Origin of the sequence: Egicoccus halophilus, assembly GCF_004300825.1 — a bacterium.
Lineage (GTDB): Bacteria > Actinomycetota > Nitriliruptoria > Nitriliruptorales > Nitriliruptoraceae > Egicoccus > Egicoccus halophilus.
This window is the reverse complement of sequence record NZ_CP036250.1, coordinates 2,031,084-2,055,650: the sequence shown is the minus strand read 5'-3', so window position 1 is coordinate 2,055,650 and position 24,567 is coordinate 2,031,084. Positions and strand designations below refer to the sequence as shown.

Here is a 24,567-nt window from a genome sequence, read left to right as displayed (position 1 = left end):
CGACCACCGCCTCCGTGCCGGAAGTCCGTCGCCTCCGCTGGGCTTTCCCTGAAGTCTCGCCGGAAACAGCCCGTTCGTACAGGGTCCGCGCGCGGTGCCCTACGACCCGTCCGTAGGGTCGGGTCCGACCGCTCTTCGTGAGCGGACGTGAGTGCCTGCCGCCGTGCACGTCGCGACGGCGACGCGGCGGCCGGCAGTCGGGGCCACGGCCCCTCGGGCGCCCGCGTCCCCTCGCGGACACGCCTCTGCCGACGAGGACGCCGTTGTCGTTCCTGGACTACCTGGCCGATCCCTCCACCCGCGCCGTGCTGCTCCAGCAGACGTGGGAACACGTCGTGCTCGTCCTCGTCCCGCTGGCCGTGGCCCTGGTGGTGAGCCTGGCGCTCGGCATCGCCGCCCACCGCGTGCCACGGGCGCGCCAGCCGATCCTCACCGTCGTGTCGGCCTTCCTCACGATCCCGTCGCTGGCGCTGTTCGCCCTGTTCCTGCCGATCATGGGCATCGGTGACGGCGCCGTCCTGGTGGCCCTCACGCTCTACGCCCTGCTACCGATCGTGCGCAACACCGTCGCCGGTCTCGGCAGCGTCGACCCGGCGATCGTGGAGGCGGCCAAGGGGATGGGGATGGGCCCGACCCGCCGACTGCTGCGCATCGAGCTGCCCACCGCCTGGCCGGTCATCCTGGCGGGCATGCGCGTGGCGACGCTGATGATCACCGGCATCGCCGCCATCGCGGCCATCGTCGGTGGCTCGGGGCTCGGGCAGGAGATCTACCGCGGCATCCGTCGCATCGGCAGCACCGGCGCCCTCGAATCGCTGCTCGGCGGCACGCTCGCCATCGTCCTGCTCGCCCTGGCCTTCGACCTGCTCTACCTCGGCATCGGCCGCCTGACCATCCCGCGAGGACTCCGTGACTGACGCCATGATCCGGCTCGACGAGCTGACCAAGCGCTATCCCGGCACGGAAGCCCCCGCCGTCGACCGGTTGTCCCTCGCGATCCCGCGCGGCGAGATCGTGGTCTTCGTCGGCCCCTCCGGCTGCGGGAAGACGACCAGTCTGAAGATGATCAACCGGATCATCGAACCCTCCGCCGGTCGCATCCTGCTCGACGGTGAGGACGTGACCCGCAGCAACCCCAACGAACTGCGTCGCCGCATGGGGTACGTGATCCAGCAGGTCGGCCTGTTCCCCCATCAGACCATCGCCGACAACGTCGCCACGGTGCCCGGCCTGCTCGGTTGGGAGCGCGACCGCATCCGGGCCCGGGTCGACGAGCTGCTCAGCGTGGTCGGCCTCGACCCGGAGCAGTACCGCGACCGCTACCCCAAGGAGCTCTCCGGCGGTCAGCGGCAACGTGTCGGCGTCGCGCGTGCGCTGGCGGCCGACCCGCCCGTGCTGCTGATGGACGAGCCGTTCGGCGCGATCGACCCGATCACCCGCACACGCCTGCAGAACGAGTTCCTGCGTCTGCAGGCCGAACTGCAGAAGACCATCGTCTTCGTCACCCATGACATCGACGAGGCGATCAAGATGGGTGATCGCATCGCCATCCTGCGCGAGCACTCGCACGTGGCCCAGTTCGCCACGCCCGAGGAGATCCTGACCGCCCCGGCGGACGACTTCGTCGAGGACTTCGTCGGATCGGGGGCCACGCTCAAGCGCCTGAAGCTGTCCCGGGTGCGAGACGTGCCCTGGCTCACCGACGGGCCCATCGGGACGGTCGACGAGGACGAGGCCACGTTGCGCTCCCGCCTCGGCGCCTCGGACTGGACGGCGCTGCTGCTGCTCGACGAGCACCGCCGCCCGCTGCGCTGGCTGCGCGCCCCGGACTTCCGCCATCAACGGCCCGTCCGTGAGCTCGGACTGCCCGCACGTGCCATGGTCGAGCCCCAGGCGACCCTGTCGGACGCACTCGAGGAGATGCTGCTCGGATCCGCCGGTGTCGCGATCGTGGTCGACGGCAGCGGCGCCTACCAGGGCATCGTCGACGTCGACGCGCTCGTCACCTCGATGCAGGCGGTCCGCGACGCCAACATCGACTACTACCGGGCGGCCAAGCTGGTCGATCCCGCCGACATGGTGGCCGGCTGATGGCGGCGCCCCCCGAGGTCGAGGCCTCCTCGACCACGCCTGCCGGCACCGGCGGTCCGGCTGCTGACACCGGCGGCCGCACGCGCCTGGGCGACCTGCTCCACTACGCCGGCACGCCGCTGGTGGTCGGGGCCGCGCTGATCGGGCTGTACCTGTGGGTACAGGGGCTCGAGCTCGACGTCATCGAGGCCCGGCAACTGCGCCGCGAGGTGCTGACCGGCCAGCTGCTGCAACACCTGCGCCTGACCATCTGGTCGACCGTGATCGTGCTGGCGCTGGCGATCCCCCTGGGCATCGTCGCGACCCGCACGGCCACCCGCCGCCTGGCACCCGCCATCATCGGACTCGGCAACGCCGGTCAGGCGATCCCGTCGCTCGGCCTGCTGGCGCTGATCTTCTTCGCGGCCCGCAACGTCGACTTCTTCCCCAGCACCGGCACCATCCCGGTCGTCGCCGCGCTCGTCGGCTACTCCTTCCTGCCCATCCTGCGCAACACCATGGTCGGCCTCGACCAGGTGGACGCGGCCGTGCTCGAGGCCGGCCGGGGCATGGGCCTGTCCTCGACCCAGATCCTGCGACGCATCGAACTGCCGTTGGCGGTGCCGGTGATCCTGGCCGGCGTGCGCACCGCCCTCGTGCTCAACGTGGGAACCGCGACCCTCGCCTTCCTCTTCGGCGGCGGCGGACTCGGGCGCACCATCTTCCAGGGCTTCGGTCTGCAGCGCCTGCCGCTGCTGGTCACCGGGGCCGTGCTGGTCTCCGCCCTCGCCCTGCTCATCGACTGGCTGGCCGGCCTGGTCGAGGAGCGTCTGACCCCGCGCGGCCTGTAGGTACGACCGGCGCCGACGCGTCGGCACCCTGCCGTGGCCGGGACCGCACCGATCGACCACCCGGCCGGCCTGGCACATCCACCTCCGACCCCTCCCCCACGACATCGAGAACGCCCGTGCGACACCTCTCCAAGACCACTGCCGGCGCCGCTGCGCTGGCCCTGCTGCTGACCGCCTGCGGCGCCGACGACTTCGGCGGCGGCGACGACACCGCGACCGGTGACGACACCACCACCGGTGACACGACCACGGATGACGGCACCGACGCCGACGCCGACGCCGCGGCCGACGCGGTCGAGCCGGGCTCCGAATCCCTCGACGGCGCCACCATCACGGTCGGTTCGAAGGACTTCGACGAGCAACTCATCCTCGGCGAGATCTCGAAGCTGCTGCTCGAGGACGCCGGTGCCACGGTCGTCGACGAGATCGACCTCGGCAGCACCTTCGCCGCCCGCGAAGCACTGACCGGCGGCCAGATCGACCACTACTGGGAGTACACCGGGACCGCCTGGATCGAGTTCTACGGCGAGACCGAGCCGATCGCCGACCGCGAGGAGCAGTACGAAGCCGTCCGCGAGCTCGAGGTCGGTGAAGGCCTGTACTGGCTCGAGCCCTCGCCCTTCAACAACACCTACGGCATCGCGATGTCGCGCGAGGCCCACGACGAGCTCGGGGTCGACACCCTCACCGAGCTCGGTGAGCTCATCGAGTCCGATCCGGACGCGGCGACGCTGTGCGTCGAGTCCGAGTTCGAGGCCCGTAGCGACGGCCTGCCGGGCATGGAGGCCCACTACGGCTACGAGTTCGACCCGAACAACGTCAGCGTCCTCGACACCGGCGTGATCTACGGCGCCACGGCCGACCGCGACCCGTGCAACTTCGGCGAGATCTTCACCACCGACGGTCGCATCGCCACGCTCGACCTCGTCGTGCTCGAGGACGACCAGTCGTTCTTCCCGCTGTACAACGTCTCGCCGGTGTTCGTCGAGGACGTCTACGAGCAGTACGGCCAGACGCTCAGCGACCTCTACGCCCCGGTCACGGCGGCGCTCGACGACGAGACGATGGCCGAGCTCAACGCGCGCGTGTCCTCCGAGAACGAGCGCCCGCTCGACGTCGCCCAGGACTGGCTGACCGAGAACGACTTCATCGGCTGAGTCCCGCCGCCCACGCGTCGCCCCGGTCGACCACGCCGACGCCCCGCCGCACCATCGGCGGGGCGTCGCCCGTCGGCGGGCGCGGGGAAACGTCCGTCGGCGGGCGCGGGGAAACGCCCGTCGGCGGGCGCGGGGAAACGCCCGTCGGCGGGCGCGGGGAAACGCCCGTCGGCGGGCGCGGGGAAACGCCCGTCGGCGGGCGCGGGGAAACGCCCGTCGAGGTGCGTGACCGGGCGCCCGGCGCGGTCGGGCCTTCCACGGTGAGCGGTGGACCGGACGGTACGGTCGTCCTCGTCGATCGGCCGAACGACGCCCACCCGAACCGACGACCGTCTCCGGAGGCCCGCCATCCGCCGCGTGAACCGACGCTCGACCATGCTGCCCCCGCTGGTGCTCGTGGCGCTGGCCGCCGCCGTCCTGACGGTCGCCCTGGTGGGCACGGGGCCGGCCGCCACGACGGCGCCGCGCGAGCAGGCGGCGGGCGAGCAGACGGCCGCGTCGGCGGCGGTCGAGCCCGGTGAGGTCGTCGACGAGTCGGCAGACGCCACGGACGCGTCCGGCACGCAGGAGCCGACGTCCTCGGCCGACGGCGAACGGGCGGAGGAGGCACCGGTCCGCGAACGGCTGGTGATCAACCACGTCGGTGACGTGAACCTCGACCCGAGCTACGTGCCGGCGCTCGGCGCCGAGGGACCGGACGCCGTCTGGGCCGGGGTGCGCGACGTGCTGCGCGACGCCGACCTCACCGCGGTGAACCTGGAGTGCCCGGTCGGTCCGGGTGGCGAGGCACAGGACAAACAGTTCGTCTTCCGCTGCGACCCGGCAGCCCTCCCGGCCATGCGTGACGCCGGGGTCGACCTGGCGACGCTGGCGAACAACCATGCCGGCGACTACGGCATCGCGACCATGCTCTCGTCGGTCGACGAGGTGGAGCGCGCCGGCATCGCGGCCGTCGGTGTCGGTCCCGACGAGGCCAGCGCGCACGAACCGGCGCTGCTCGAGCTCGGCGGCTGGACGGTCGCCGTCCTCGGATTCGGTGGCGTGGTCCCCGAGCCCCACTGGATCGCCTACGGCGACGCCCCGGGTCAGGCGACCGGCTACGACGCCGAACGCATGGCCGCGTCGGTCGCCGCCGCGGCGGAGCAGGCCGACGTGGTCGTGGTCAGCGTGCACTGGGGCGCCGAGGGCGCGCTCGAACCGCGCCCCGAGGACCGGCGCAAGGCCGAGGCGATGATCGCCGCGGGCGCCGACGTGGTCTTCGGCCACCACGCCCACCGGCTGCAGCCGGTGGAACGGGTCGACGACGCCAGCGTGTTCTGGAACCTCGGCAACTTCGTCTGGCCGCGCTTCTCCGACGACGGGGCACGCACCGCCATCGCGCAGTGGACGCTGGAGCCCGATGGCACGACCCGGGCCTGCCTGCTGCCGGCCGAGATCGACGCGGTCGGTGTGCCGTGGCCCACCGACGCCCCGCCGGAGTGCGTCTGATCCCGGCGGCCGCCGGCGTGGCGCTGCACCAGGCAGGACCGGCAGCTCAGGTGAGCCGCGCGCCCCGCGCGGGCGGTGGGGCGACCGCGACGGTGGACGTGTCGGGTGGGTGTGCCGGCCGACCGGTGCAGGGCCGACTCAACGGCGGCTGACGCCCTCGCGCAGTTCCCGCACCAGGGCACCGACGCGTCCTGGGGCGCCGGCAGGATCGCCGTCGGCGACGGCCCGGACCACCGACGAGCCCACGATGACGCCGTCGGCGTACGCCGCCACCTCGGCGGCCGACCCCCGGTCCTTGACGCCGATGCCGACCGCGACCGGCACGCTGGTGCGCGGCCGGACCCGCTCGACCAGCGCCCGGGTCACGTCCTGGGAGACGCCCTTGACGCCGGTGACTCCGAGCAGTCCGGTCGCGTAGACCCATCCCTGCGAGGCGGCACCGATCGCGTCGAGGCGCGCGTCGGTCGACACCGACGAGGCCAGGAAGACCGTCGCGAGCCCGGCTCGCTGCGCCTCGCGTCGCCACGCGTCGGCCTCGGGCACCGGCAGATCGGGAAGGATGACGCCCGCCAGCCCGGCCGCGGCGCACTCGTCGGCGAAGGCCGCATAGCCGCGCGTGTCGGCGATCGTGACGTAGGTCATGACCAGCTTGGGGACCGCGAGGTGGTCCAGCGAGCGGATCAGCGCCAGGTGGTCGGCGACCCGGGTCCCGGCGTCGAGCACGTGCTGGTTGGCGGCCTGGATGATGGGACCGTCCATCATCGGGTCACTGAACGGCACGCCGATCTCGAGCACGTCGGCGCCGGCCTCGACCGCGGCCTCGAAGCAGGCCCGGGAGGTGTCCGGGTCCGGGAAGCACGACGTCAGGTAGACGATCAGCGCGGCACGGTCCTCGGCGGCGGCGCGGTCGAAGGCCGCCTGGATGTGCTGCGCCCCCGCGACGGTGGTGGTCGTCATGCCGGCCCCTCCGCTCCGACGCCCGTGCCGCCGTCGGCGTCGACCTCGGTCGCGGTCTCGGTCGCGGCCTCCGTCCCGGCCTGGCCGGCGGGAACCCGGACCCCGCCGTCGTTGCCGAACGCCCTGGCGACGCCGAGGTCCCAGCCGGCCACCTCGACGACCTCGTCGACGTCCTTGTCGCCGCGTCCCGACATCGTCAGCACGACGCGCGCGCCCTCCCCCAGCTCGGCTCGCCCGTGGCGCAGCAGCCAGCCGACGGCGTGGGCGGGCTCGAGCGCCGGGATGATGCCCTCGAGCTCACAGGTACGACGGAAGCCCTCGAGCGCGTCCTCGTCGGTGGCCGCCAGGTAGGTCCCCCGGCCGCTCGAGGCCAACCAGGCGTGCTCGGGACCGACACCGGGATAGTCCAGGCCGGCGGACACCGAGTGGGCGGGACGGACCTGACCGTCGTCGTCGACCAGCACGATGGAGCGCGAACCGTGCAGCACCGCCTCGCGTCCCTCGCTGATGGTCGCCGCCGAACGCCCGGACCCCACGCCCTCGCCGGCCGCCTCGATGCCGATCAGCCGCACCTCGGGCACGTCGATCCACTCGGCGAACGAGCCGATCGCGTTGGATCCGCCGCCGACACAGGCGATCACCGCGTCCGGGACCCCTCCGGCCTGCGTCGCGAACTGTTCCTTGTCCTCGACCGAGATGACCTTCTGCAGTTCGCGCACGATCGTGGGGAACGGGTGGGGCCCCATTGCCGACCCGATCAGGTAGTGGGTGTCGTCGACGTTGGTGACCCAGTCCCGCATCGCCTCGTTGATGGCGTCCTTGAGCGTGCGGGTCCCCGACTCCACCGGCACGACCTCGGCACCGAGCAGCTGCATGCGCACCACGTTGAGCCGCTGCCGGCGGCAGTCCTCCGCGCCCATGTAGACCGTGCACCGCAGACCGAACAGCGCCGCCGCGGTGGCCGTGGCCACGCCGTGCTGCCCGGCACCGGTCTCGGCGATGACCCGCGGCTTGCCCATGCGCTGGGCCAGCAGCGCCTGACCGACGACGTTGTTGAGCTTGTGCGACCCGGTGTGTGCGAGGTCCTCGCGCTTGAGCCAGACCTCCAGCCCACACACCTCGGACAGACGGGCGGCGTGGTAGAGCGGCGTGGGGCGGCCGCCGTAGTCGCGCCGCAACGCGTCGAGCTGCGCGCCGAACGCCGCGTCGGCTTCTGCGTCGGCCCAGGCGTCGACGAGCTGCGCGAGCGCGTCGGAGAGGGACTCGGGGACGAACTGGCCCCCGAAGGCACCGAAGTAGCCCTCACGGAGCTCGGTGCTGGCGTCGGTCGCGGTCATCGGGCTTCCGATCCGGTGGGACGGTGGTCGACGGCGGGAGCGGTCGCCGGTCCGGCGGTGGCGTCCCCACCGGCGGCGAGCAGCGCCGCGACGGTGGCGCGCGGGTCGGCAGCCCGCACCAGTGCTTCGCCGACGAGCACCGCGTCGGCGCCCTCGGCGGCCGCCCGGCGCACGTCGTCGGCGTCACGGACGCCGGACTCGGCGACGGCCAGTGCCCGCTCCGGCAGGTGCGGCCGCAGACGCGCGAAGCCGTCGCGATCGAGCACGAAGGTGCGCAGGTCCCGGGCGTTGACCCCGACGAGCTCCGCCCCGATCCGGCCGGCGGCGGCGGCCTCGGCCTCGTCGTGGATCTCGACGAGGACGTCGAGCCCGGCGCTGCGGGCCTCGTCGTGCAGCCGGGCCAGCGTCGGCTCGTCCAGGGCCGCGGCGATCAACAGCACGGCGCCGGCGCCGGCTGCCCGCGCCTCCCAGACCTGATACGGGTCGACCAGGAAGTCCTTGCGCAACGCCGGGACGCCCAGGGCCGCGACGTCGGCGAGGTCGGCGAGGCTGCCCCCGAACCGGTCGGGTTCCGTGAGCACCGACACGGCCGCGGCGCCGCCCTCGACGTAGGCGGCCGCCTGTGTCGGGGCGTTGAGGTCGGGAGCGATCGGCCCCTTCGACGGCGAGGCACGCTTGACCTCCGCGATCACCGACACGCCAGCACCGGCGAGCGCTGCGGCGAAGGCCGGACCGACGGGCGCGTCGACGGCGCGTTCCCGCAACGCCGCCAGCGGTTCACGGGCGACGGCGGCCTCGACCCGGCGACGGGCACCGAGCAGCAGGTCGTCGAGGTAGGTCGCCACGTCAGTCCTCCTGCCCTGGCGCCGTCAACGCCTCGGCGGCGCGGACCGCCGCCAGCACGGCGCCCGCCTTGCTGCGGGTCTCGCGTTCCTCGGCGTCGGGGCGGGAGTCGGCGACGATGCCCGCTCCCGCCTGCACGTGTGCCTGGCCGGCCTGCAGCACGACGGTACGGATGGTGATGCAGGTGTCGAGGTTGCCGGCGAAGTCGACGTAGCCGATCGCCCCCGCGTACGGCCCGCGCCGGGTCGGCTCGAGCTCGTCGATGATCTCCATCGCCCGGACCTTCGGGGCACCGCTGACCGTGCCGGCGGGGAACACCGCCCGCAGCACGTCCACGGGACCGAGCCCGTCCTCGAGCGTCCCGGTGACGGAACTGACCAGGTGCATGACGTGGCTGTAGCGCTCGACGTGCATCAGGTCGTCGACCCGGACGCTGCCGACGTCGCAGACGCGACCGAGATCGTTGCGCGCCAGGTCGACGAGCATGACGTGTTCGGCGCGTTCCTTGGCGTCGGCGAGCAGGTCCTGCTCGTGCTGCCGGTCCTCCGCCGGGGTCTCGCCACGGGGCCGGGTTCCGGCGATGGGCCAGGTCTCGACGTGACGTCCCTGCACCTGTACCAACGCCTCGGGCGAGGAACCCACGATCTGGGTCGGGACGTCCCGGTCCGGCCCACCCACCGGCCCGAGGTCCAGCAGGTACAGGTACGGCGACGGGTTGATCACCCGTAGGACGCGGTAGACGTCGAAGGCACTCGCCTCCGTCGGCACGCTGAAGCGCTGGCTGACGACCGTCTGGAAGGTGTCGCCCGCGGCGACGTACTCCTTGACCGCCTCGACCATGCGCTGGTAGCCGCCGAGCTCGAGGTTGCTCGGCACGTCGGCCGGCCGCACGTCGGCGTCCGGCGGTTCGGCGGCGGGCAGGGCCGTCGGTGCGTCCGACAGCTGCGCCACGACGGCGTCGGTCGCCTGCACGGCCGCGTCGTAGGCCGCCTCGAGGTCGGCGGCGTCGACGGCGTCGACGACCACGTTGGTGACGACCGTCAGCACCTGGCGCAGGTGGTCGAGCGCCACCACGTGCCGGGGGAAGAGCATCGTGACGTCGGGCAGACCGAGCTCGTCCCGCCCCGTGTCCGGGATCCGTTCGACCTCGCGGACCGCGTCGTAGCCGAGGTAGCCGACCGCGCCACCGTGCAACGGCACGTCGAGCAGCGACGGCGCCGAGAGGGCCTCGGTCACCTTCGCCAGGGCGTCGAGGGGACCGGACGCGTCGGCTGCGGCGGCCGGTGGGGTGCCCTCCCAGGTGACCTGGCCGTCGCGCCCGTGGAGCACCAGGAAGGGGTCGATGCCCACGAACGAGTAGCGACCCCACCGCTCGCCGTGCTCGGCCGACTCGAGCAGGAAGCTCGGTCCCTGCCCGGCGAGCCGGGCGTAGACCGACAGTGGCGTGTGCAGGTCGCTGAGCACCTCCCGGTACACCGGCACCACCCCGTGCTCGGCGGCCAGACGGACGAACTCGGCTCGGTCGGGGCGCACGGTCACGACGGGGCACTCCTGCGGAGGGGAAGACGACGGTGGAAGCAGCTGCGTTCACCGGTGTGGCACGCGACACCGTCCCCGCCCTGGTCGACGAGGACCAGCACGGTGTCGGCGTCACAGTCGACCCGCAGGTCGACGACCCGTTGGGTGTTGCCCGAGGTCGCACCCTTGTGCCACAGCTCGTCGCGGGAGCGGCTGTAGAACACCGTCTCCCCGAGCTCGCGGGTGCGCTGCAGCGACTCGGCGTCCATCCAGGCCACCATGAGCACCTCGCCGGTGTCGTGCTGCTGGACGACGGCGGGCAGCAGCCCACGCACGTCGAAGCGCAGGTCCTCGACGGCGACGTCGGGCAGCATGACGGTTCCTTCGCGTCCTTCGCGGGCAGGGCACGTCGTCGGACGCGAGGACGAGCGCCCGCCCGACGGTCCGCCGAGCCTACCCCCGCACGACCGAGCGGCCCCGCCTGACCTCGGGCGGCGGGTGCGTCGTCTACCGTGCCCGACCAGCGTCCCCGTGGCCCTCGGGCCGGGACCCGCAGCCGACGTGCCCGTGGCGGGACACGTCACCGCACCGAAGGAACGAGACGATGAGCAGCCCGGCCGCCTGGCACCCGGATCCGACCGGCAAGCACGACCACCGTTGGTGGGACGGCACCACCTGGACCGAGCACGTCGCCGACGCAGGCGAGGCCAAGGTCGACCACCTCGCGCCCGGCGAGTCCCCCGCGGCCCCGGCGGGCGACCCGGCGACCGGCGGCGGCGGCGACACCGGCGGTGGCGAGACCGGCGGTGGCAGCCGGGCCCTCGGCGGTGGCGGCGACCAGCAGGCCGGCGGAGCGTGGGAGGGCACGGCCGGCGCCGGCGGAGCCGGCTGGCAGCAGCCCGGAGGCGGCCAGACACAGCCGCAGCCGACCTGGGACCAGAGCCAGGGTGGCGCCGGTTCGTCGGGTCAGTACGGGCAGCAGGGCCAGTACGGGCAGCAGGGCCAGTACGGGCAGCAGCCCGCGTGGGACCAGGGAGGCGGCTACGGCCAGCAGCAACCGCAGGGCACCGACGGGGTCGCGATCGCCGCGCTCGTCATCGGTCTGCTGTCGCTGCTCACCTCGGTGATCCTGATCGGTGGTCTCGGCGGGATCATCGCGCTGGTGCTGGGGATCGTCGCCCTCGGTCGCATCAAGCGCAACCGCACCAAGGGCCGCGGCATGGCGATCACCGGCATCGTCACCGGCGTGCTGGCCATCGTGATCGCCGTCCTGGTGGTGGTGATCGGCGGCAGTCTGTTCGGGGAGTTCCTGGGCGACTACGAGCAGTGCCTCGAGGAGAACCCGCAGGAGGTCTGCGACCAGCGGCTCGAGGACGGACTGCTCGATCGCTTCGGGCAGTAGCCGACCGTCGGACCTGCCGTGATGTGTCCGCAGTGCGCAGCGCCGTTGGCCCCCGCACCCGCGCCCGGCGACGAGTGCACCGTCGGCACCGTCGCGGCGGTCGTCGAGCAGCGCCCGCGCTGGCGATGTCGGCACGGGCACGACGCCGGTCCGGTCCTGACCGCCGCGCGCGTGCACGACGAGGTCGTCGCGCTGGTCGCGATGGCCCGTCGCCGACGGCTCCGGGGCGACGACCGTTGCGCGAACTGCGGCGCGGCGCTGACGATGCCGGCCCGGCGCACGGTCTGGCCGCTCACGCTGACCGATCCCGACGGCACCGTGGCCGTGACCTTGACCCTCGACCTGCCCGCCACCCGCTGCCCCGACTGCGGCCGCGACCAGGTGCCCGCACGTTCGGTGGACGACGTCCTCACCACCACCGAACGGCTCTTCGCCGACGGCTGAGCACCGCGCGCCCAGGGGCGCTGGTCAGGTACGGAAGGGCCGGCCATCGCCGGATGGTGCGCCGCGTGATCGGCCGGCCGTCGCCATACGTCCGTGCCTCGGCGCCGTAATGTAGCCAGCGCGACCTCGGCACCCGCGGCCCGGTCGGCCGACGGAACCGGCTCCGAGCGTTGCGAGGACGGCACGGTGACCACACGCGCAGGAACCACCCGCCCCGGCGCCGTGCTCCCGCTCCTGCGCACCGCGCACATCGGACCGTCGGTCGCGGTCACGACCGTCGTGGCACTGCTGGCCCTCGCCCTGGACCTGCCCGGCGCGAGGGCCGTCGCCGTCACCTCGGCCGTGTTCACCGGCCAGTTGACCGTCGGCTGGGGCAACGACCTGCTCGACGTCGAACGCGACCGCGTAGCCGGCCGAGCGGACAAACCGCTGGCGAACGGCGAGCTGGCGCCGTCCGTCGTGCGGCGCTGCCTGGTCGTCGCGGCGGTCGCCTGCGTGGTGCTGTCGTTGCTCGCGGGCTGGCGCAGCGGGGCCGTGCACCTGGTGGTCCTCGTCGCCTTCGCGCACCCGTACAACTACTACTTCAAGGCGACGCCGTGGTCCTGGCTGCCGTACGCGGTCGCGTTCGGCTCGCTCCCCGCCATCGTCGGCCTGGCGGACCGCCCGTCCCAGTGGCCGGCGACGTGGATGGTCGCCGCCGCCGCCATGCTCGGCATCGCCGCCCACTTCCTCAACGCCCTGCCCGACCTCGCCGACGACGCGGCCACCGGGGTACGCGGACTCCCGCACCGGCTCGGCGCGGCCCGCAGTCGCCTCGTCGCCACGGCGTTGCTGGTCCTGGCCTCGGTGGTCGCGGTGCTCGGCCCCGCCGGCGCGCCGGCCACGTGGGCCTGGGCGGTCCTGGGCGTCGTGGGCGCGCTCGCCGCGATCGCGCTCGTCGGCACCGGCAGGAGACCGTTCCACGCCGCGGTCGCGATCGCTCTGGTCGACGTCGCGCTGCTCGCCGTGGTGGCCGCATGACGACCTGGGATCTCGCGGTCGTGGGCTGCGGACCTGCCGGGTCCGCCACCGCCATGGGCGCGCTGCGCGTCGACCCCACGCTGCGGGTGGTTCTGCTCGACCGGGCCGAGTTCCCCCGCGACAAGGCCTGTGGCGACGGCATCGCGCCACAGGTCGTCGACCTCCTCGAGGACGCCGGTGTCCGGGGAGTCGTCGACGGTCACGTGCCGGTGCCTCGGCTGCGGCTGGACCGAGGTGCCTTCGGCGTCGACCGGACGATGGCGCGGCCGGCCTGGGTGATCCCCCGGACGGTCTTCGACCAGCGGCTGGTCGAAGCGGCGCAGGCTGCGGGCGCGACACTGCGCCGACACCGCGTCCGCGAACTCGCCCAACCGTCCTCGGTCGTGCTCGACGGCGAGGTGGAGGCGCGCACCGTCGTCGGCGCGGACGGCGCGTATTCCACCGTCCGACGGGCGCTCGGCCTGATGCCGGGGCCGATGGCGGTCGCGCTCCGCGGCTACGCCCCGACCCCGGCGAACCGTGCCAACGCGCAGGTCATCGCCTTCGGCACGGCAGGGCAGCCGGCGTACGCCTGGTCCTTCGACCGCGGCGACGGGCTCGCCAACGTCGGGTACGGCGAGCTGCTCGGCCACCGGCACGACCGACCGACCAAGGCGCAGTTGCGGGAGCGGCTCGACGTCCTGCTGCCCGGCGCGAGCGACGGAGGCACCGGCTGGAAGGGCCACCAGCTGCCCCTCTCGTCGGGACGCTGGCGTCCACCCACCGGACGGATCCTGCTGGCCGGCGACGCCGCCGGGCTGGTGAACCCGATGACCGGCGAGGGCATCTACTACGCCGTCGCGACGGGGTTCGCTGCAGGCCGAGCCGCCGCGGAGGCCCTGATCGCGGGTGCCCCCGCATCCGCCGGGGCACGCTACGCCAGGGCCACCAGGCGCCTGCTCGCCGGTCACCTGCGCCACGTCGCGGCCGCCGCGGGGCTCAGCCGGCACCACCGCGTGATCGACGCCGGCCTGCGCGCGTCGGCCGCCGACCAACGGGTCTTCGACGACCTGGTCGAACTCGGCCTGGCTCGCGGTCGCATCACGCCCACCATGGCCCGTGGCCTCGCCCGCGAGCTCGCGGGCGCCGCCCGGCGCCGGCCCGTCCGTCGCCGCCGGTAACGACATCGAGGAGACACCAGCATGCGAATCGTCAGCGTCCAGGGGGTCCTCCCCGAGCACCGCTACACCCAGGCCGAGATCACCCGTGCCGTCACGCACACGCTGCTGCGCGGTGCCGTGGAGGAGCGGGTCGTGCAGCGTCTGCACGACAACGCCCGGGTCCGGACGCGGCACCTGGCACTGCCGCTGGAGCGGTACGGCGAACTGGCCGACTTCACCGCGTCCAACGACGCGTTCATCGACGCCGCCGTCGAGCTGGGCGCCCGGGCCGTCAGCGACGCGCTGAAGGCCGCCGGCCTCACGCCGCAGGACGTCGACCTGATCGTCTCCGCGACGGTCACCGGCCTCGCCGTTCCCTCGCTCGAGGCGCGCGTCGCCGCGCTGATCGGGATGCGCCCCGACGTGGTCCGCCTCCCACTGGTCGGACTCGGGTGCGTCGCCGGCGCCTCGGGAGTGGCACGACTGCACGACTACCTGCGCGGACGACCCGACGGTGTGGCGGTGCTGATGGCCGTCGAGCTGTGCTCGCTGACCCTGCAGCGCGACGACACCTCGATGCCGAACCTGGTCGCCAGCGGGCTGTTCGGTGACGGTGCGGCAGCCGTCGTCGCGGTCGGTGCCGACCGGGTCCGGGCGCTCGACGACGCGCCAGCCGTGCCCCAGCCCGACGTGCTCGGCGCACGCAGCCGGCTCTACCCCGACTCCGAACGAACGATGGGCTGGGACGTCGGCACGACGGGGCTGAAGATCGTGCTGGACGCCAGCGTGCCGGCGCTCGTGCACCGGTACGTCGGCGAGGACGTCCGGGCGTTCCTCGCCGACTCCGGCCTGACGCAGGACGACATCGCGTGGTACGTCTCACACCCTGGGGGCCCGAAGGTGCTCGAGGCGCTGCAGGAGACGCTCGACCTCGAACGCGAGGCGTTGCAGGTCACCTGGGACTCCCTGGCGGCGATCGGCAACCTGTCCTCGGCATCGGTGCTGCACGTGCTGGCCGACACCCTCGCCGAGCGGCCGCCGCGACCCGGTTCCTACGGCCTGATGCTCGCCATGGGACCCGGCTTCTGCTCCGAGCTCGTGCTGCTCCGGATGCCGGAGGAGGCCGCATGACGTGGTTCACCCTGCTGATCGGCGCCGTCGGTCTGGAGCGGCTCGCCGAACTGGTGGTGTCCAAGCGCAACGCGGCGTGGAGCTTCGCGCGCGGCGGTGTGGAGTCGGGCCAACGGCACTACGTCGTGATGGTGGTGCTCCACACCGGTCTGCTGGTCGGCGCGCTGCTCGAGGTGTGGCTGCGGCGGCCGACGTTCGTCCCCGCCCTCGGTTGGACGATGCTCGCGCTGGTGGTGGCCGCCCAGGCGCTGCGGTGGTGGTGCATCGCCACGCTCGGCCGCCAGTGGAACACCCGGGTGATCGTCGTCCCCGGGCTGCCGCGGGTCACCGGCGGGCCGTACCGCTTCCTGTCCCATCCCAACTACGTCGCCGTCGTGGTCGAGGGATTCGCCCTGCCGCTGGTCCACTCCGCCTGGATCACCGCGATCGTGTTCACGATCCTCAACGCCGTCCTGCTGACGGTGCGGATCCGGGTCGAGAACCGGGCGCTGGCCTCGCTCCCCGTGACCGCGCCCGCCGGGCCGCCGTCCGCGGAGGCGACGCCGTGAGGGATCTCCTCGTGATCGGTGGCGGACCCGCCGGGCTGACCAGCGCGCTCCACGCCGCCCGAGCGGGCCTGGACGTGACCGTGTGGGACAAGCGCGCCGGCATCGTCGACAAGGCGTGCGGGGAGGGCCTGATGCCCGGTGCACTCACCGCGCTCGCGGAGATCGGGGTCGCGCCGGTCGGGAGGGACCTCGTCGGGATCCGCTATCTCGCCGGACGCCGATCGGTCGAGGCGGGCTTCCACGGTGGGCTCGGTCGTGGCGTCCGTCGCACGAGCCTCCACGCGGCGCTGCGGTCCGCCGCCGAGGACGCCGGGATCTCGCTCGAGCAACGGTGTGCGCGGCAGGTCCGACCGGGCCCGAACGGCGTGGTGGTGGACGACCAGCGGTTCCGGTACGTCGTCGCCGCCGACGGGCTCCACTCGCCGGTCCGGCGTCACCTCGGGCTCGACGGGCGACCGGCGCCGCGGCGGCGCTACGGCCTGCGACGGCACTACCGGCTCGCGCCCTGGACGTCGTTCGTGGAGGTGCACTGGGCCGAGGCGGTCGAGGCCTACGTCACCCCGGTGGCCGCCGACGTCGTCGGCGTCGCCCTGCTGACGTCCGTCCGCGGCGGGTTCGACGACCAGCTGACGCGGTTCCCGTCCCTGCGGGCGCGGCTGCGGGACGCCGCGCCCCTCGGTGACGTCCTCGGCGCCGGGCCACTGCGGCAACGCGCCCGGTCCCGCGTGGCCGGGCGAGTGCTGCTCGTCGGGGACGCCGGCGGGTACGTCGACGCCCTCACCGGTGAAGGCGTCGCCATGGCCGTGGCACAGGCCCGCGCGGCCGTGGCCGCGATCGCCCGCGACGAGCCGATGCGCTACGAACGCGACTGGTTCACCATCACGCGGCGCTACCGCGTGCTGACGGCCTCCCTGCTGGGCGCCACGCGGTGGCACCCGGTCCGGCGCGCGCTGGTCCCGACCGCCGAGCGACTGCCGGGGCTGTTCTCGGCGGCGGTCAACTCCCTGGCGCGGCCGGCGTGACCCGGGAGCCGCGTCGGTGACCGCTCAGCGGACGACGACGCCGCGGGCGGCCATGTGCGCCTTGACGTCGCGGATGCGCAGCTCGCCGAAATGGAAGATGGACGCGGCCAGCACCGCGGACGCACGTCCGTCGAGGACGCCGTCCGCGAGATGGTCGGCGGTGCCGGCGCCACCCGAGGCGATGACCGGCACGTCGACGACGGCGGTGACCGCCCGCAGCAGCTCGAGGTCGAACCCGAGCTTGGTCCCGTCCCGGTCCATCGAGGTCAACAGGATCTCCCCCGCACCGCGTTCGGTGACCTGCTGGCACCAGGCCACCGCGTCCGTCCCGGTCGGCGTCCGCCCCCCGTGGATGAACAGCTCCCACGACATGCGTTCCGGAGCCCCCGTCCCGTCCGCTGCGCTCACGCGGCGGGCGTCGACGGCAGCGACGACCGACTGGGAACCGACGGCGTCGGCGCACTCGGTCAGCAGCTGCGGGCGTTGCACGGCCGCGGTGTTGAACGCGATCTTGTCGGCGCCGGCATGCAACATGCGGCGGGCGTCGGCGACCGAGCGCATCCCCCCTCCGACGGCGAACGGGATCGACACCTGCTCGGCCACCCGGTGGACGACGTCGATGAGGATGTCGCGGTCGTCGCTGGACGCGGTGATGTCGAGGAACACCAGCTCGTCCGCGCCCTCCTCGTCGTACAGACGCGCGAGCTCGACGGGATCACCGGCGTCACGCAGGTCGACGAAGTTGACGCCCTTGACGACCCGACCGGCGGTGACGTCGAGGCAGGGCACGACCCGGGCGGCGAGCGTGTCCGGGGTCGGGGCGGCCGGAACGGTCACGCCGCTCCCCCACCGACGGCGGCCAGGGCCTCCTCGAGGGTGAACGCGCCGCTGTAGAGCGCCTTGCCGACGATCGCGGCGTCGACCCGCGGGTGGCAGTCGGCCAGGACCCGCAGGTCGTCGAGGGTGCTCACGCCACCCGACGCGGTGACCGAGGCGTCGGTCGCGTCGGCCACCTTCGTCAGCATCTCGACGTTGGGGCCCTGCAGCATCCCGTCCTTGGCGACGTCGGTGTAGACGAAGCGCGGCACGCCCATGGCGGAGAACCGCTCGATGGCGGCGAACAGGTCGCCCGCCTCCTCGGTCCAGCCGCGTGCCTGCAGCGTGGTGCCGCGCGCGTCGAGCCCCACCGCGATGCGGGGCCCGACCGCGTCGAGCACCTCGGCGACGAACTCGGGTCGCGACAGGGCCATCGTGCCGATCACGACCCGCTCCGCGCCGTAGGCCAGCGACGCCTCGACGTCGGCGAGCGTGCGCACGCCTCCCGACGCCTGCACCTTGCAGCCCGTCGCCTCGACGATGCCCTCGATCAGGGAGCGGTTGCGCGGCTCGCCGGTGAACGCGGCGTCGAGGTCGACCACGTGCAGCCACGGCGTGCCGGCGTCGGCGAACCGGCGGGCGGCCGCGACGGGGTCGGCGTCGTAGACGGTCTCCTCGTCGGCGCGGCCCTGGGTGAGGCGGACGGCGCGGCCGTCCTTGATGTCGACGGCCGGATACAGGGTCAGCACGGTGTTCGGGGGCTCCTCGTGAGGTGGTGGCTCAGGTCGGCAGGGTCGCGACCCAGTTGGCCAGCAGTCGCCGGCCGATCTCGCCGGACTTCTCCGGGTGGAACTGGGTGCCGACCACGCTGGCCTGGCGGACCAGGCTGGGGAAGTCGACCCCACCGTAGGCGGTGCGACCGACGACCGGTTCCTCGTCGGTCGGCACCGCGTAGTAGGAGTGGACGTAGTAGACCCGCTCGCCGGCCACCCCGGCCAGCAGCGGGTCGCCGTCGTGGGCGTCGGCGGCGTGCAGCAGGTCCCAACCCATGTGGGGCACCACCGCGCCGGCGGGGAAGCGTTCGACCCGACCGGTGAGCAGTCCGAGGCCGGGTTCGTCGCCCTCGTCGGACGCCTCGTAGAGCAACTGCATCCCGACGCAGATGCCGAACACCGGGCGGCCGGAGGCGATCCAGTCCTCGAGCAGCGCGTGCAGGCCGGACCGTCGCAGCGAGGCCAGGCAGGACGCGAAGTGGCCGACGCCGGGCACGACCAGCGCGTCGGCCGCCGCGGCCTGCTCCGGGTCGCCGGTCACGAACGCGTCGGCGCCGGCCGCGTCGAAGCCACGCTTGGCGGAGCGGACGTTGCCGGCGTCGTAGTCGAGCACGGCCAGGCGCGGGCGACGGTCGGTCGTGCCCGGCCCACCACCGGGGGCGGTCACTGCAGCACACCCTTGGTGGACGGCACCGCGCCCGAACCGGTGACCGCGACCGCACGCCGCAACGCGACGGCGAAGGCCTTGAACACCGACTCGTAGACGTGGTGGGTGTTCTCGCCCGAGACGTTGTGCACGTGCACCGTGATGCGGGCGTTGGCGACCAGCGCCTCGAAGAAGTGCTTGAGCAGGTGGACCTCGAACGTGCCGATGGTCTTGACCGGCGGGGTGACGTCCCACACGAGGAAGGGCCGACCCGACAGGTCGACGGCGACGCGGGTGAGGGCCTCGTCGATCGGGACCTGCGAGTCCCCGAACCGCTCGACGCCGGCGCGGTCGCCCCACGCCTCGGCCAGCGCCTGGCCCAGCGCGATCCCGACGTCCTCGGTGGTGTGGTGCTCGTCGATCTCGAGGTCGCCCTGCGCGTGGACGGTCAGGTCGAGCCGGCCGTGCCGGCCGAGCTGGTCGAGCATGTGGTCGAAGAACGGCACGCCGGTGGTGACGTCGACCGTGCCCGAACCGTCGAGGTCGACCTCGACCTCGATCTTGGTCTCCTTGGTGTCGCGGGCGACGCGACCGACGCGGGTGCTCACGGGCAGGCTCCTTGCGGGGACGGGAAGGACGGGAAGCAGGCGGGGTGGGTCAGGCGAGGACGTCGCGCAGCGCGGTGAGGAACGCGTCGTTCTCGTCGGCGGTGCCGATGGTGACGCGGACGCAGCCGACGAGCCGGGGACGGCGCGAGAAGTCGCGCACCAGCACCCCACGCTCGAGCAGCCGCGCGAACAGGTCGTCGACGCCGGTGCGCAGCAGCAGGAAGTTGGCGGCGGACGGCCACACCTGCACGCCGGGCAGCTGTCGCAGCGCCGCGGCGACGCGGTCGCGCTCGTCGGCGACGCGCTGGCGGTGGCCGAGGAACGCCTCCTCCTGCTCGAGCGCGACCAGGCCGGTCACCTGCTTGACCGCGTCGAGGTGGTAGGGCAGGCGGACCTTCTGCACGTCCTGCACCACCCAGTCGGCGGCGGCGAGGTAGCCGAGCCGCAGCCCGGCCAGCCGGAACGCCTTCGAGAAGGTGCGCACGACCACCAGCCGCGTGAGCTCGTCGAGCAGCGGCAGCACGGACGCGTCCGCGTCGCCGAACTCGACGTAGGCCTCGTCGACGACGACCAGCGCCCGGGTGCGCGCGTGCAACTGACGGACCGCGTCGCGACCGACCGGCGTGCCGACCGGGTTGTTCGGGCTCGGCACCAGCACCAGGTCGGGGTCCGTGGCCGCGATGGTGGTGACGACGTCGGCCGTGAGCGCGAAGTCGTCGTCGAGATCGACCTCGACGGCCGGGGTGAGGGCGGTGCGGCACAGTTCCGGGTACATCGAGTAGCCGGGCCGCACGTAGGCGACACGTCGCTCCGGCCCGCCGTAGGCCTGCAGCAGCTGCAGCAGGATCTCGTTCGAGCCGTTGGCGGCCCACACCTGCTCGGCGTCCAGCCCGAGCCGGGCCGCCAGCGCCTCGCGCAGGGCCCGGTGGGGCCGGTCCGGGTACCGGTTGAGCTCGAGCGAGACGATCCGCTCGGCGACCGCCGGCAGGAACCCGGGCGGCGGCGGCTCGGCGGTCTCGTTGGTGTTGAGCCGGACGGGCACGTCCAGCTGCGGCGCGCCGTAGGGCTCGACGGCGGCGAGGTCGGGCCGCACCGGCAGCCGGTCGGCCACGGCGCACGGGGCGTCACTGGTCGTCATCGCGACCGGTCCTCGGCCAGCGGCGGCTCGAAACGCACATCGACGGCGCGGGCGTGGGCGGGTAGGTCCTCGCTGTGTGCGAGGGCGCCGACGGCGTCGGCGAAGTCGCGCAGCTGCTCCTCGGTGTACTCGACGTAGTTGACCGGCACGAGGAACGACGAGGTGGTCAGCCCGCCGGTGAACCGGGCCGTGCCGGAGGTCGGCAGGGTGTGGTTCGGTCCGGCGCCGTAGTCGCCGACCGAGACCGGCGTCCACGGGCCGATGAAGGTGGTACCGGCGTAGCGGACCCGCTCGGCGACCTTGCCGGCGTCCTCGGTGTGGATCTCGAGGTGTTCGGCGGCGAACGCCTCGGCCACCGCGACGGCCTGGTCGAGGTCGTCGACCAGCGCGACGGTGCCCTGGTTGCGCAGCGCGGTCTCGATGCGCTCGGCGTGGCGGGCCCGGGGAACCTCGCGCTCCAGCGCGGCCTCGACCGGGTCGACGAGGGCGGCCTCGGTGGTGATGAGCAGGGCGACGACCAGCTCGTCGTGCTCGGCCTGCCCGACCAGGTCCGCCGCCACGATGCGCGGGTCGGCGGTGTGGTCGGCCACGATCGCGACCTCGGTCGGTCCGGCGTAGCCGTCGATGCCGATCAGGCCCTGCGCGGCCAGCTGCTGCTTGGCCAGCGAGACGTACAGGTTGCCGGGGCCGACCACCATGTCGCAGGCCGGGACGGCGTCGGTGCCGTACGCCATCGCGGCGACGGCCTGGGCGCCACCGACGCGGACGACGCGGTCGACGCCGAGCAGCGCCGCCGTGGCAAGGATGGTGCGGTTGGGCCAGCCGTCGTGCTCCCCCGAGGTGATGCCGGTGAAGCCGGTGCCGGTCGGTGGCGTGCACAGCACGATCTCGTCGACGCCGGCGACCTGCGCCGGGACGACCGTCATGATGACCGTCGACGGGTACACGGCCTTGCCGCCCGGGACGTACACGCCGGCGCGCGACACCGGTCGGTGCCACACCCCCATGCGCACGCCGTCGAGGTGGTCCTCCCAGTCCAGCGGGCGGCAACGCTCGTGGTACCAGCGGACCTGGGCGATCGACCGTTCGAGCGCGGCGCGCAGCCGGGGGTCGAGGCGCTCGAGCGACTCGTGCAGGACCTCGCGCGGGACCACGAGATCGTCGACGTCCTGGCCGTCGAAACGGGCCGTCAGCTCGCGCAGCGCTGCGTCCCCGCGGTCACGGACGGCGCCCAGCGTGGCGTCGACGGCCTCACGCGCGGCCGCGAGGTCGGTCCGTGGGCGCGGCAGCCGGTCGCGCGGGTCGGACCGGTCGCCGCGCAGGTCGAGGACGGAGAGTCGGGCCATGTCGACGGACCTCGCGCAGGCAGGACGGACGGGAACCGCGAGCGTACCCACGCGCGAGGAACGCCCACCCCCGTGGAGCGGCTCCACCTCGCGTGTCGCCGACCATGGGTGCGATTCCCGCAGGTTCCCGCGGGCGTTCGTCACCGGCGCCGCGGCGCTCCGGGATCATCAGCGGGCACTCGGTGCGACGCACGTGCGTCGAAAGCCGGCCCTGTGCAGATGAGCCCGCACGGATCGACGGTCACGGCGGCGCTGGGCGCGATCCGTGCGTCCGCACGTCGGGCAGTGCGGACCAGGGCGCACGGATGGCTCCGGCGAGATCTCGCCTGGGGCCGACCGCAGGCGCGGGTCAGTTGCCGATGATGCCGGCGCCGACCAGCAGGTAGACGAGCAGGCCGAGGACGAGCGCACCGACGACGTAGACGAGGGTCCCGGGGCCGGCGGTCCCGGAGCGTTGGGCCTCCGGGTGCATGCCCGGACGTCGGCCGGCGTCGTCGCGGTTCTCGGGATGGTCCTTGGGCCCGTTGCTGCGGCCGTCCTCGGGCTGGTCCTGGTGGGGAGTGCTCACATCCGAACCTTTCGGCGTCGTCGGCCAGCCAGCCAACCGCACGTGGCGGGCCGTCGGCGCACCGTCGGCGCCGCCGTTGGGCCAGGGACGCGGTCAGGCGACCGACACGATGGTGGTCCCGGAGGGCACCAGGTCGTAGAGATCGATGACGTCCGAGTTGTACATCCGGACGCACCCGTTGGAGGACGCGCTGCCGATGGACGATTCGTTGGGCGTGCCATGGAAGCGGATCAGGGTGTCGCGGCCGCTGCGCGTGTTCCAGTTCAACGCGCGGAGCCCGAGCGGGTTGCTGGGGCCGGGACCGATGCGCTCGGGCATGTCGGCGCCCCACCGGTCGGGGGCGGGGTTGACCCAGGTGGGCTCGAACCGCTTGGCGCCGACGACGTAGGTCCCGGTCGGCGTCGGGCTGTTGTTCGTCCCGACGGCGACGGTCCAGGTCCGTTGGCGATCGGCACCGTTGTACAGGTGCAGCTTTCGGGCCGACTGGTCGAGCAGCAGGACGGTCCCGAAGCTGTCGGCCGTGACGCTCGGCGCGGTGGTGACGAACTCGAGTTCGACCGCCTCGCCGTCACCGGCCAGCGCGGCGCGGAGCCGCTCGCGCGCCTCGGAACGGTTGACGCTGACCCCGGTGCGTTCCGCGACGACCCGCAGCGCACCGTCCGCATAGGTGATCTCCGCGTCGCGGCCGGCGACCTCCTTGCCCTCCGCGAGGTCGTCGACGACACCGGTCAGCGCCTCGTCGTCGAGCTCGATTCCGACGGGGTCGACGGCGACCGTGCCGGAGCGGGTCGCGGTGGCCAGGGCGTCGGCGAGGACACGTTGCACGTCGGTCTCGGCGCCGAGCTCGGCGGGGGTGACGGTGCGGGTCTCACCGTCGAGGCTCACCGTGACCGCGTGGCCGGTGGCGGTGACGGCCGCCTCGTCGACGGCGTCGGCCACCTGCTGGACCAGGCCGGTGGAGACCTGCGGATCGATGGTGGCAACGGTGAGTTCGGCGGTGTCGCCGTCCCCGTCGAGCAGCTCGCGGACGGTCTGCGCGGCCGCGTCACGTTCCAGCGTACGACCGGTGATGGCCTCGCTCACGACGACGTGCCCGTCGCCCCAGGAGGCGGTGGCGTCGACGGGGTCGCGGTCGATGTCGCCCGCCACGGTCGCGACGAAGTCCTCGATGCCCTCGTCGGGGACGTCGATCCCGACGTCGGTGGAGAAGTCGGCGCTGCCGTTGGTCCAGCGCACGCGGGCGAGTTCGCCGAACCCGGCCTGCTCGGTGTGGCTGCGGGCGGCGGCGACGGCGGCCTCGACATCGGCGACGCCCCCGAGGTCGCGGGCGGAGGTGGTCCAGGTACTCGTGCCGTCGGTGAGATCGATCTCGCGGTCGAGTCGGGCGTCGAGGTGGTCGCGGACCGCCTCGACCGCCTCCTCGGTGGTGCTGCCACCGACGGCCACGCTCGCAATGGTGGTCCCCGGCAGCAGACGTCCCTCGTCGCGCAACTGATCGCCCCAGGCGACGGTGGCGACCCCCAACGCCCCGAGCACCCCGACGAGCACCACGACCACGCCGGCCAGCACGAGCAGTCGGGTGCTCGGACGTCGACGGTCGGTCGTGGTGGTGCTCATGTCCGGTCCCTACAGGTCGCGTGATCGATGTGCCAGGTGGCCGCGAAGGCGCTCGATCAGGCCCCTCCGCGACCTTCGAGGGTAACGGGATCGTGCGACTGCGCAGCCCCTGCGCGGTGTACGGGAGC

At 73.5% G+C, this 24,567-nt stretch carries 24 protein-coding genes and 1 pseudogene; 12 read left to right on the top strand and 13 right to left on the bottom strand.

Annotated elements, in window-relative coordinates; all coding sequences use genetic code 11:
- Positions 1 to 263: 263 nt before the first annotated feature.
- The 5 genes from ELR47_RS09150 (at position 264) to ELR47_RS09130 (ending at position 5,566) form a co-directional block, all read left to right on the top strand.
- The gene (locus ELR47_RS09150) at positions 264 to 917 is read left to right on the top strand and encodes an ABC transporter permease (RefSeq protein WP_205745164.1); all 654 of its coding nucleotides are present in this window, start codon (positions 264 to 266) and stop codon (positions 915 to 917) included.
- Complete coding sequence (locus tag ELR47_RS09145; RefSeq protein ID WP_229730498.1) at positions 910 to 2,091, top strand: ABC transporter ATP-binding protein; 1,182 nt, start codon at positions 910 to 912, stop codon at positions 2,089 to 2,091. Before ELR47_RS09150 ends, ELR47_RS09145 begins: the two co-directional genes overlap by 8 nt.
- Positions 2,091 to 2,921, top strand: coding sequence for an ABC transporter permease (locus ELR47_RS09140; protein ID WP_130649624.1), 831 nt, complete (start codon positions 2,091 to 2,093; stop codon positions 2,919 to 2,921). Before ELR47_RS09145 ends, ELR47_RS09140 begins: the two co-directional genes overlap by 1 nt.
- 116 nt (positions 2,922 to 3,037) lie before the next feature.
- Positions 3,038 to 4,078, top strand: a complete 1,041-nt coding sequence (locus ELR47_RS09135; RefSeq protein WP_130649623.1) for a glycine betaine ABC transporter substrate-binding protein — start codon at positions 3,038 to 3,040, stop codon at positions 4,076 to 4,078.
- A 375-nt stretch (positions 4,079 to 4,453) separates the two neighbouring features.
- Positions 4,454 to 5,566, top strand: a complete 1,113-nt coding sequence (locus ELR47_RS09130) for a CapA family protein (RefSeq protein ID WP_130649622.1) — start codon at positions 4,454 to 4,456, stop codon at positions 5,564 to 5,566.
- A 138-nt stretch (positions 5,567 to 5,704) separates the two neighbouring features.
- Here the strand turns inward: ELR47_RS09130 and trpA are convergent, their stop codons facing one another.
- The 5 genes and pseudogenes from trpA to hisI form a co-directional block, all read right to left on the bottom strand.
- On the bottom strand, positions 5,705 to 6,523 hold the full coding sequence (gene trpA / locus ELR47_RS09125; protein WP_130649621.1) for a tryptophan synthase subunit alpha: 819 nt from the start codon (positions 6,521 to 6,523) through the stop codon (positions 5,705 to 5,707).
- Complete coding sequence (gene trpB, locus ELR47_RS09120) at positions 6,520 to 7,860, bottom strand: tryptophan synthase subunit beta (RefSeq protein WP_130649620.1); 1,341 nt, start codon at positions 7,858 to 7,860, stop codon at positions 6,520 to 6,522. Before trpB ends, trpA begins: the two co-directional genes overlap by 4 nt.
- Entirely contained in the window at positions 7,857 to 8,705 is an 849-nt protein-coding gene (locus ELR47_RS09115) for an indole-3-glycerol phosphate synthase TrpC (RefSeq protein WP_130649619.1), read from the bottom strand. Before ELR47_RS09115 ends, trpB begins: the two co-directional genes overlap by 4 nt.
- A gap of 1 nt (position 8,706) precedes the next feature.
- The gene (gene trpE / locus ELR47_RS09110) at positions 8,707 to 10,242 is read right to left on the bottom strand and encodes an anthranilate synthase component I (RefSeq protein WP_130649618.1); all 1,536 of its coding nucleotides are present in this window, start codon (positions 10,240 to 10,242) and stop codon (positions 8,707 to 8,709) included.
- Between the two features lie 29 nt (positions 10,243 to 10,271).
- Positions 10,272 to 10,595 (bottom strand): annotated as a pseudogene (gene hisI, locus ELR47_RS09105) (phosphoribosyl-AMP cyclohydrolase); the annotation flags it as partial.
- Between the two features lie 230 nt (positions 10,596 to 10,825).
- On the opposite strand from hisI, the gene ELR47_RS19110 reads away from it, so the two are divergent.
- The 7 genes from ELR47_RS19110 to ELR47_RS09070 all read left to right on the top strand — a co-directional run bounded on the left by ELR47_RS19110 (position 10,826) and on the right by ELR47_RS09070 (position 16,927).
- On the top strand, positions 10,826 to 11,623 hold the full coding sequence (locus tag ELR47_RS19110; RefSeq protein WP_130649616.1) for a DUF4190 domain-containing protein: 798 nt from the start codon (positions 10,826 to 10,828) through the stop codon (positions 11,621 to 11,623).
- A 45-nt stretch (positions 11,624 to 11,668) separates the two neighbouring features.
- Positions 11,669 to 12,067, top strand: a complete 399-nt coding sequence (locus tag ELR47_RS09095; protein WP_130649615.1) for a hypothetical protein — start codon at positions 11,669 to 11,671, stop codon at positions 12,065 to 12,067.
- Between the two features lie 186 nt (positions 12,068 to 12,253).
- The gene (locus ELR47_RS09090) at positions 12,254 to 13,087 is read left to right on the top strand and encodes a UbiA family prenyltransferase (protein ID WP_205745163.1); all 834 of its coding nucleotides are present in this window, start codon (positions 12,254 to 12,256) and stop codon (positions 13,085 to 13,087) included.
- On the top strand, positions 13,084 to 14,247 hold the full coding sequence (locus ELR47_RS09085; protein WP_130649614.1) for a geranylgeranyl reductase family protein: 1,164 nt from the start codon (positions 13,084 to 13,086) through the stop codon (positions 14,245 to 14,247). Before ELR47_RS09090 ends, ELR47_RS09085 begins: the two co-directional genes overlap by 4 nt.
- A gap of 21 nt (positions 14,248 to 14,268) precedes the next feature.
- On the top strand, positions 14,269 to 15,357 hold the full coding sequence (locus ELR47_RS09080) for a type III polyketide synthase (protein ID WP_130649613.1): 1,089 nt from the start codon (positions 14,269 to 14,271) through the stop codon (positions 15,355 to 15,357).
- Complete coding sequence (locus ELR47_RS09075; protein WP_130649612.1) at positions 15,354 to 15,905, top strand: isoprenylcysteine carboxyl methyltransferase family protein; 552 nt, start codon at positions 15,354 to 15,356, stop codon at positions 15,903 to 15,905. The genes ELR47_RS09080 and ELR47_RS09075 overlap by 4 nt, the downstream gene beginning before the upstream one ends.
- A complete protein-coding gene (locus ELR47_RS09070; protein ID WP_130649611.1) occupies positions 15,902 to 16,927 on the top strand; it encodes an NAD(P)/FAD-dependent oxidoreductase in 1,026 nt (341 codons plus the stop codon). The genes ELR47_RS09075 and ELR47_RS09070 overlap by 4 nt, the downstream gene beginning before the upstream one ends.
- A gap of 24 nt (positions 16,928 to 16,951) precedes the next feature.
- Here ELR47_RS09070 and hisF read toward each other — a convergent pair whose 3' ends face one another.
- The 8 genes from hisF to ELR47_RS09030 all read right to left on the bottom strand — a co-directional run bounded on the left by hisF (position 16,952) and on the right by ELR47_RS09030 (position 24,439).
- Entirely contained in the window at positions 16,952 to 17,764 is an 813-nt protein-coding gene (gene hisF / locus ELR47_RS09065) for an imidazole glycerol phosphate synthase subunit HisF (RefSeq protein ID WP_130649610.1), read from the bottom strand.
- Complete coding sequence (gene hisA / locus ELR47_RS09060) at positions 17,761 to 18,492, bottom strand: 1-(5-phosphoribosyl)-5-[(5-phosphoribosylamino)methylideneamino]imidazole-4-carboxamide isomerase (protein WP_130649609.1); 732 nt, start codon at positions 18,490 to 18,492, stop codon at positions 17,761 to 17,763. The genes hisF and hisA overlap by 4 nt, the downstream gene beginning before the upstream one ends.
- Before the next feature lie 31 nt (positions 18,493 to 18,523).
- Positions 18,524 to 19,183: an imidazole glycerol phosphate synthase subunit HisH gene (hisH, locus tag ELR47_RS09055; protein ID WP_130649608.1), complete on the bottom strand. Its 660-nt coding sequence runs from the start codon at positions 19,181 to 19,183 to the stop codon at positions 18,524 to 18,526.
- Complete coding sequence (gene hisB, locus ELR47_RS09050) at positions 19,180 to 19,770, bottom strand: imidazoleglycerol-phosphate dehydratase HisB (RefSeq protein ID WP_130649607.1); 591 nt, start codon at positions 19,768 to 19,770, stop codon at positions 19,180 to 19,182. Before hisB ends, hisH begins: the two co-directional genes overlap by 4 nt.
- Before the next feature lie 49 nt (positions 19,771 to 19,819).
- Positions 19,820 to 20,908: a histidinol-phosphate transaminase gene (gene hisC / locus ELR47_RS09045; RefSeq protein ID WP_130649606.1), complete on the bottom strand. Its 1,089-nt coding sequence runs from the start codon at positions 20,906 to 20,908 to the stop codon at positions 19,820 to 19,822.
- Entirely contained in the window at positions 20,905 to 22,254 is a 1,350-nt protein-coding gene (hisD, locus tag ELR47_RS09040) for a histidinol dehydrogenase (RefSeq protein WP_130649605.1), read from the bottom strand. Before hisD ends, hisC begins: the two co-directional genes overlap by 4 nt.
- A gap of 349 nt (positions 22,255 to 22,603) precedes the next feature.
- On the bottom strand, positions 22,604 to 22,822 hold the full coding sequence (locus ELR47_RS09035; protein ID WP_130649604.1) for a hypothetical protein: 219 nt from the start codon (positions 22,820 to 22,822) through the stop codon (positions 22,604 to 22,606).
- A gap of 93 nt (positions 22,823 to 22,915) precedes the next feature.
- The gene (locus ELR47_RS09030) at positions 22,916 to 24,439 is read right to left on the bottom strand and encodes a L,D-transpeptidase family protein (protein ID WP_130649603.1); all 1,524 of its coding nucleotides are present in this window, start codon (positions 24,437 to 24,439) and stop codon (positions 22,916 to 22,918) included.
- Positions 24,440 to 24,567 lie beyond the last annotated feature (128 nt).

What these genes read in the sequence shown, in the direction of transcription:
- ELR47_RS09140 (WP_130649624.1), top strand. Translation starts at nt 2,091, where the DNA reads ATGGCGGCGCCCCCCGAGGTCGAGGCCTCCTCGACCACGCCTGCCGGC.
- ELR47_RS09130 (WP_130649622.1), top strand. Translation starts at nt 4,454, where the DNA reads ATGCTGCCCCCGCTGGTGCTCGTGGCGCTGGCCGCCGCCGTCCTGACG.
- trpA (WP_130649621.1), bottom strand. Translation starts at nt 6,523, where the DNA reads ATGACGACCACCACCGTCGCGGGGGCGCAGCACATCCAGGCGGCCTTC.
- trpB (WP_130649620.1), bottom strand. Translation starts at nt 7,860, where the DNA reads ATGACCGCGACCGACGCCAGCACCGAGCTCCGTGAGGGCTACTTCGGT.
- ELR47_RS19110 (WP_130649616.1), top strand. Translation starts at nt 10,826, where the DNA reads ATGAGCAGCCCGGCCGCCTGGCACCCGGATCCGACCGGCAAGCACGAC.
- ELR47_RS09085 (WP_130649614.1), top strand. Translation starts at nt 13,084, where the DNA reads ATGACGACCTGGGATCTCGCGGTCGTGGGCTGCGGACCTGCCGGGTCC.
- ELR47_RS09080 (WP_130649613.1), top strand. Translation starts at nt 14,269, where the DNA reads ATGCGAATCGTCAGCGTCCAGGGGGTCCTCCCCGAGCACCGCTACACC.
- ELR47_RS09075 (WP_130649612.1), top strand. Translation starts at nt 15,354, where the DNA reads ATGACGTGGTTCACCCTGCTGATCGGCGCCGTCGGTCTGGAGCGGCTC.
- hisC (WP_130649606.1), bottom strand. Translation starts at nt 20,908, where the DNA reads ATGACGACCAGTGACGCCCCGTGCGCCGTGGCCGACCGGCTGCCGGTG.
- hisD (WP_130649605.1), bottom strand. Translation starts at nt 22,254, where the DNA reads ATGGCCCGACTCTCCGTCCTCGACCTGCGCGGCGACCGGTCCGACCCG.
- ELR47_RS09030 (WP_130649603.1), bottom strand. Translation starts at nt 24,439, where the DNA reads ATGAGCACCACCACGACCGACCGTCGACGTCCGAGCACCCGACTGCTC.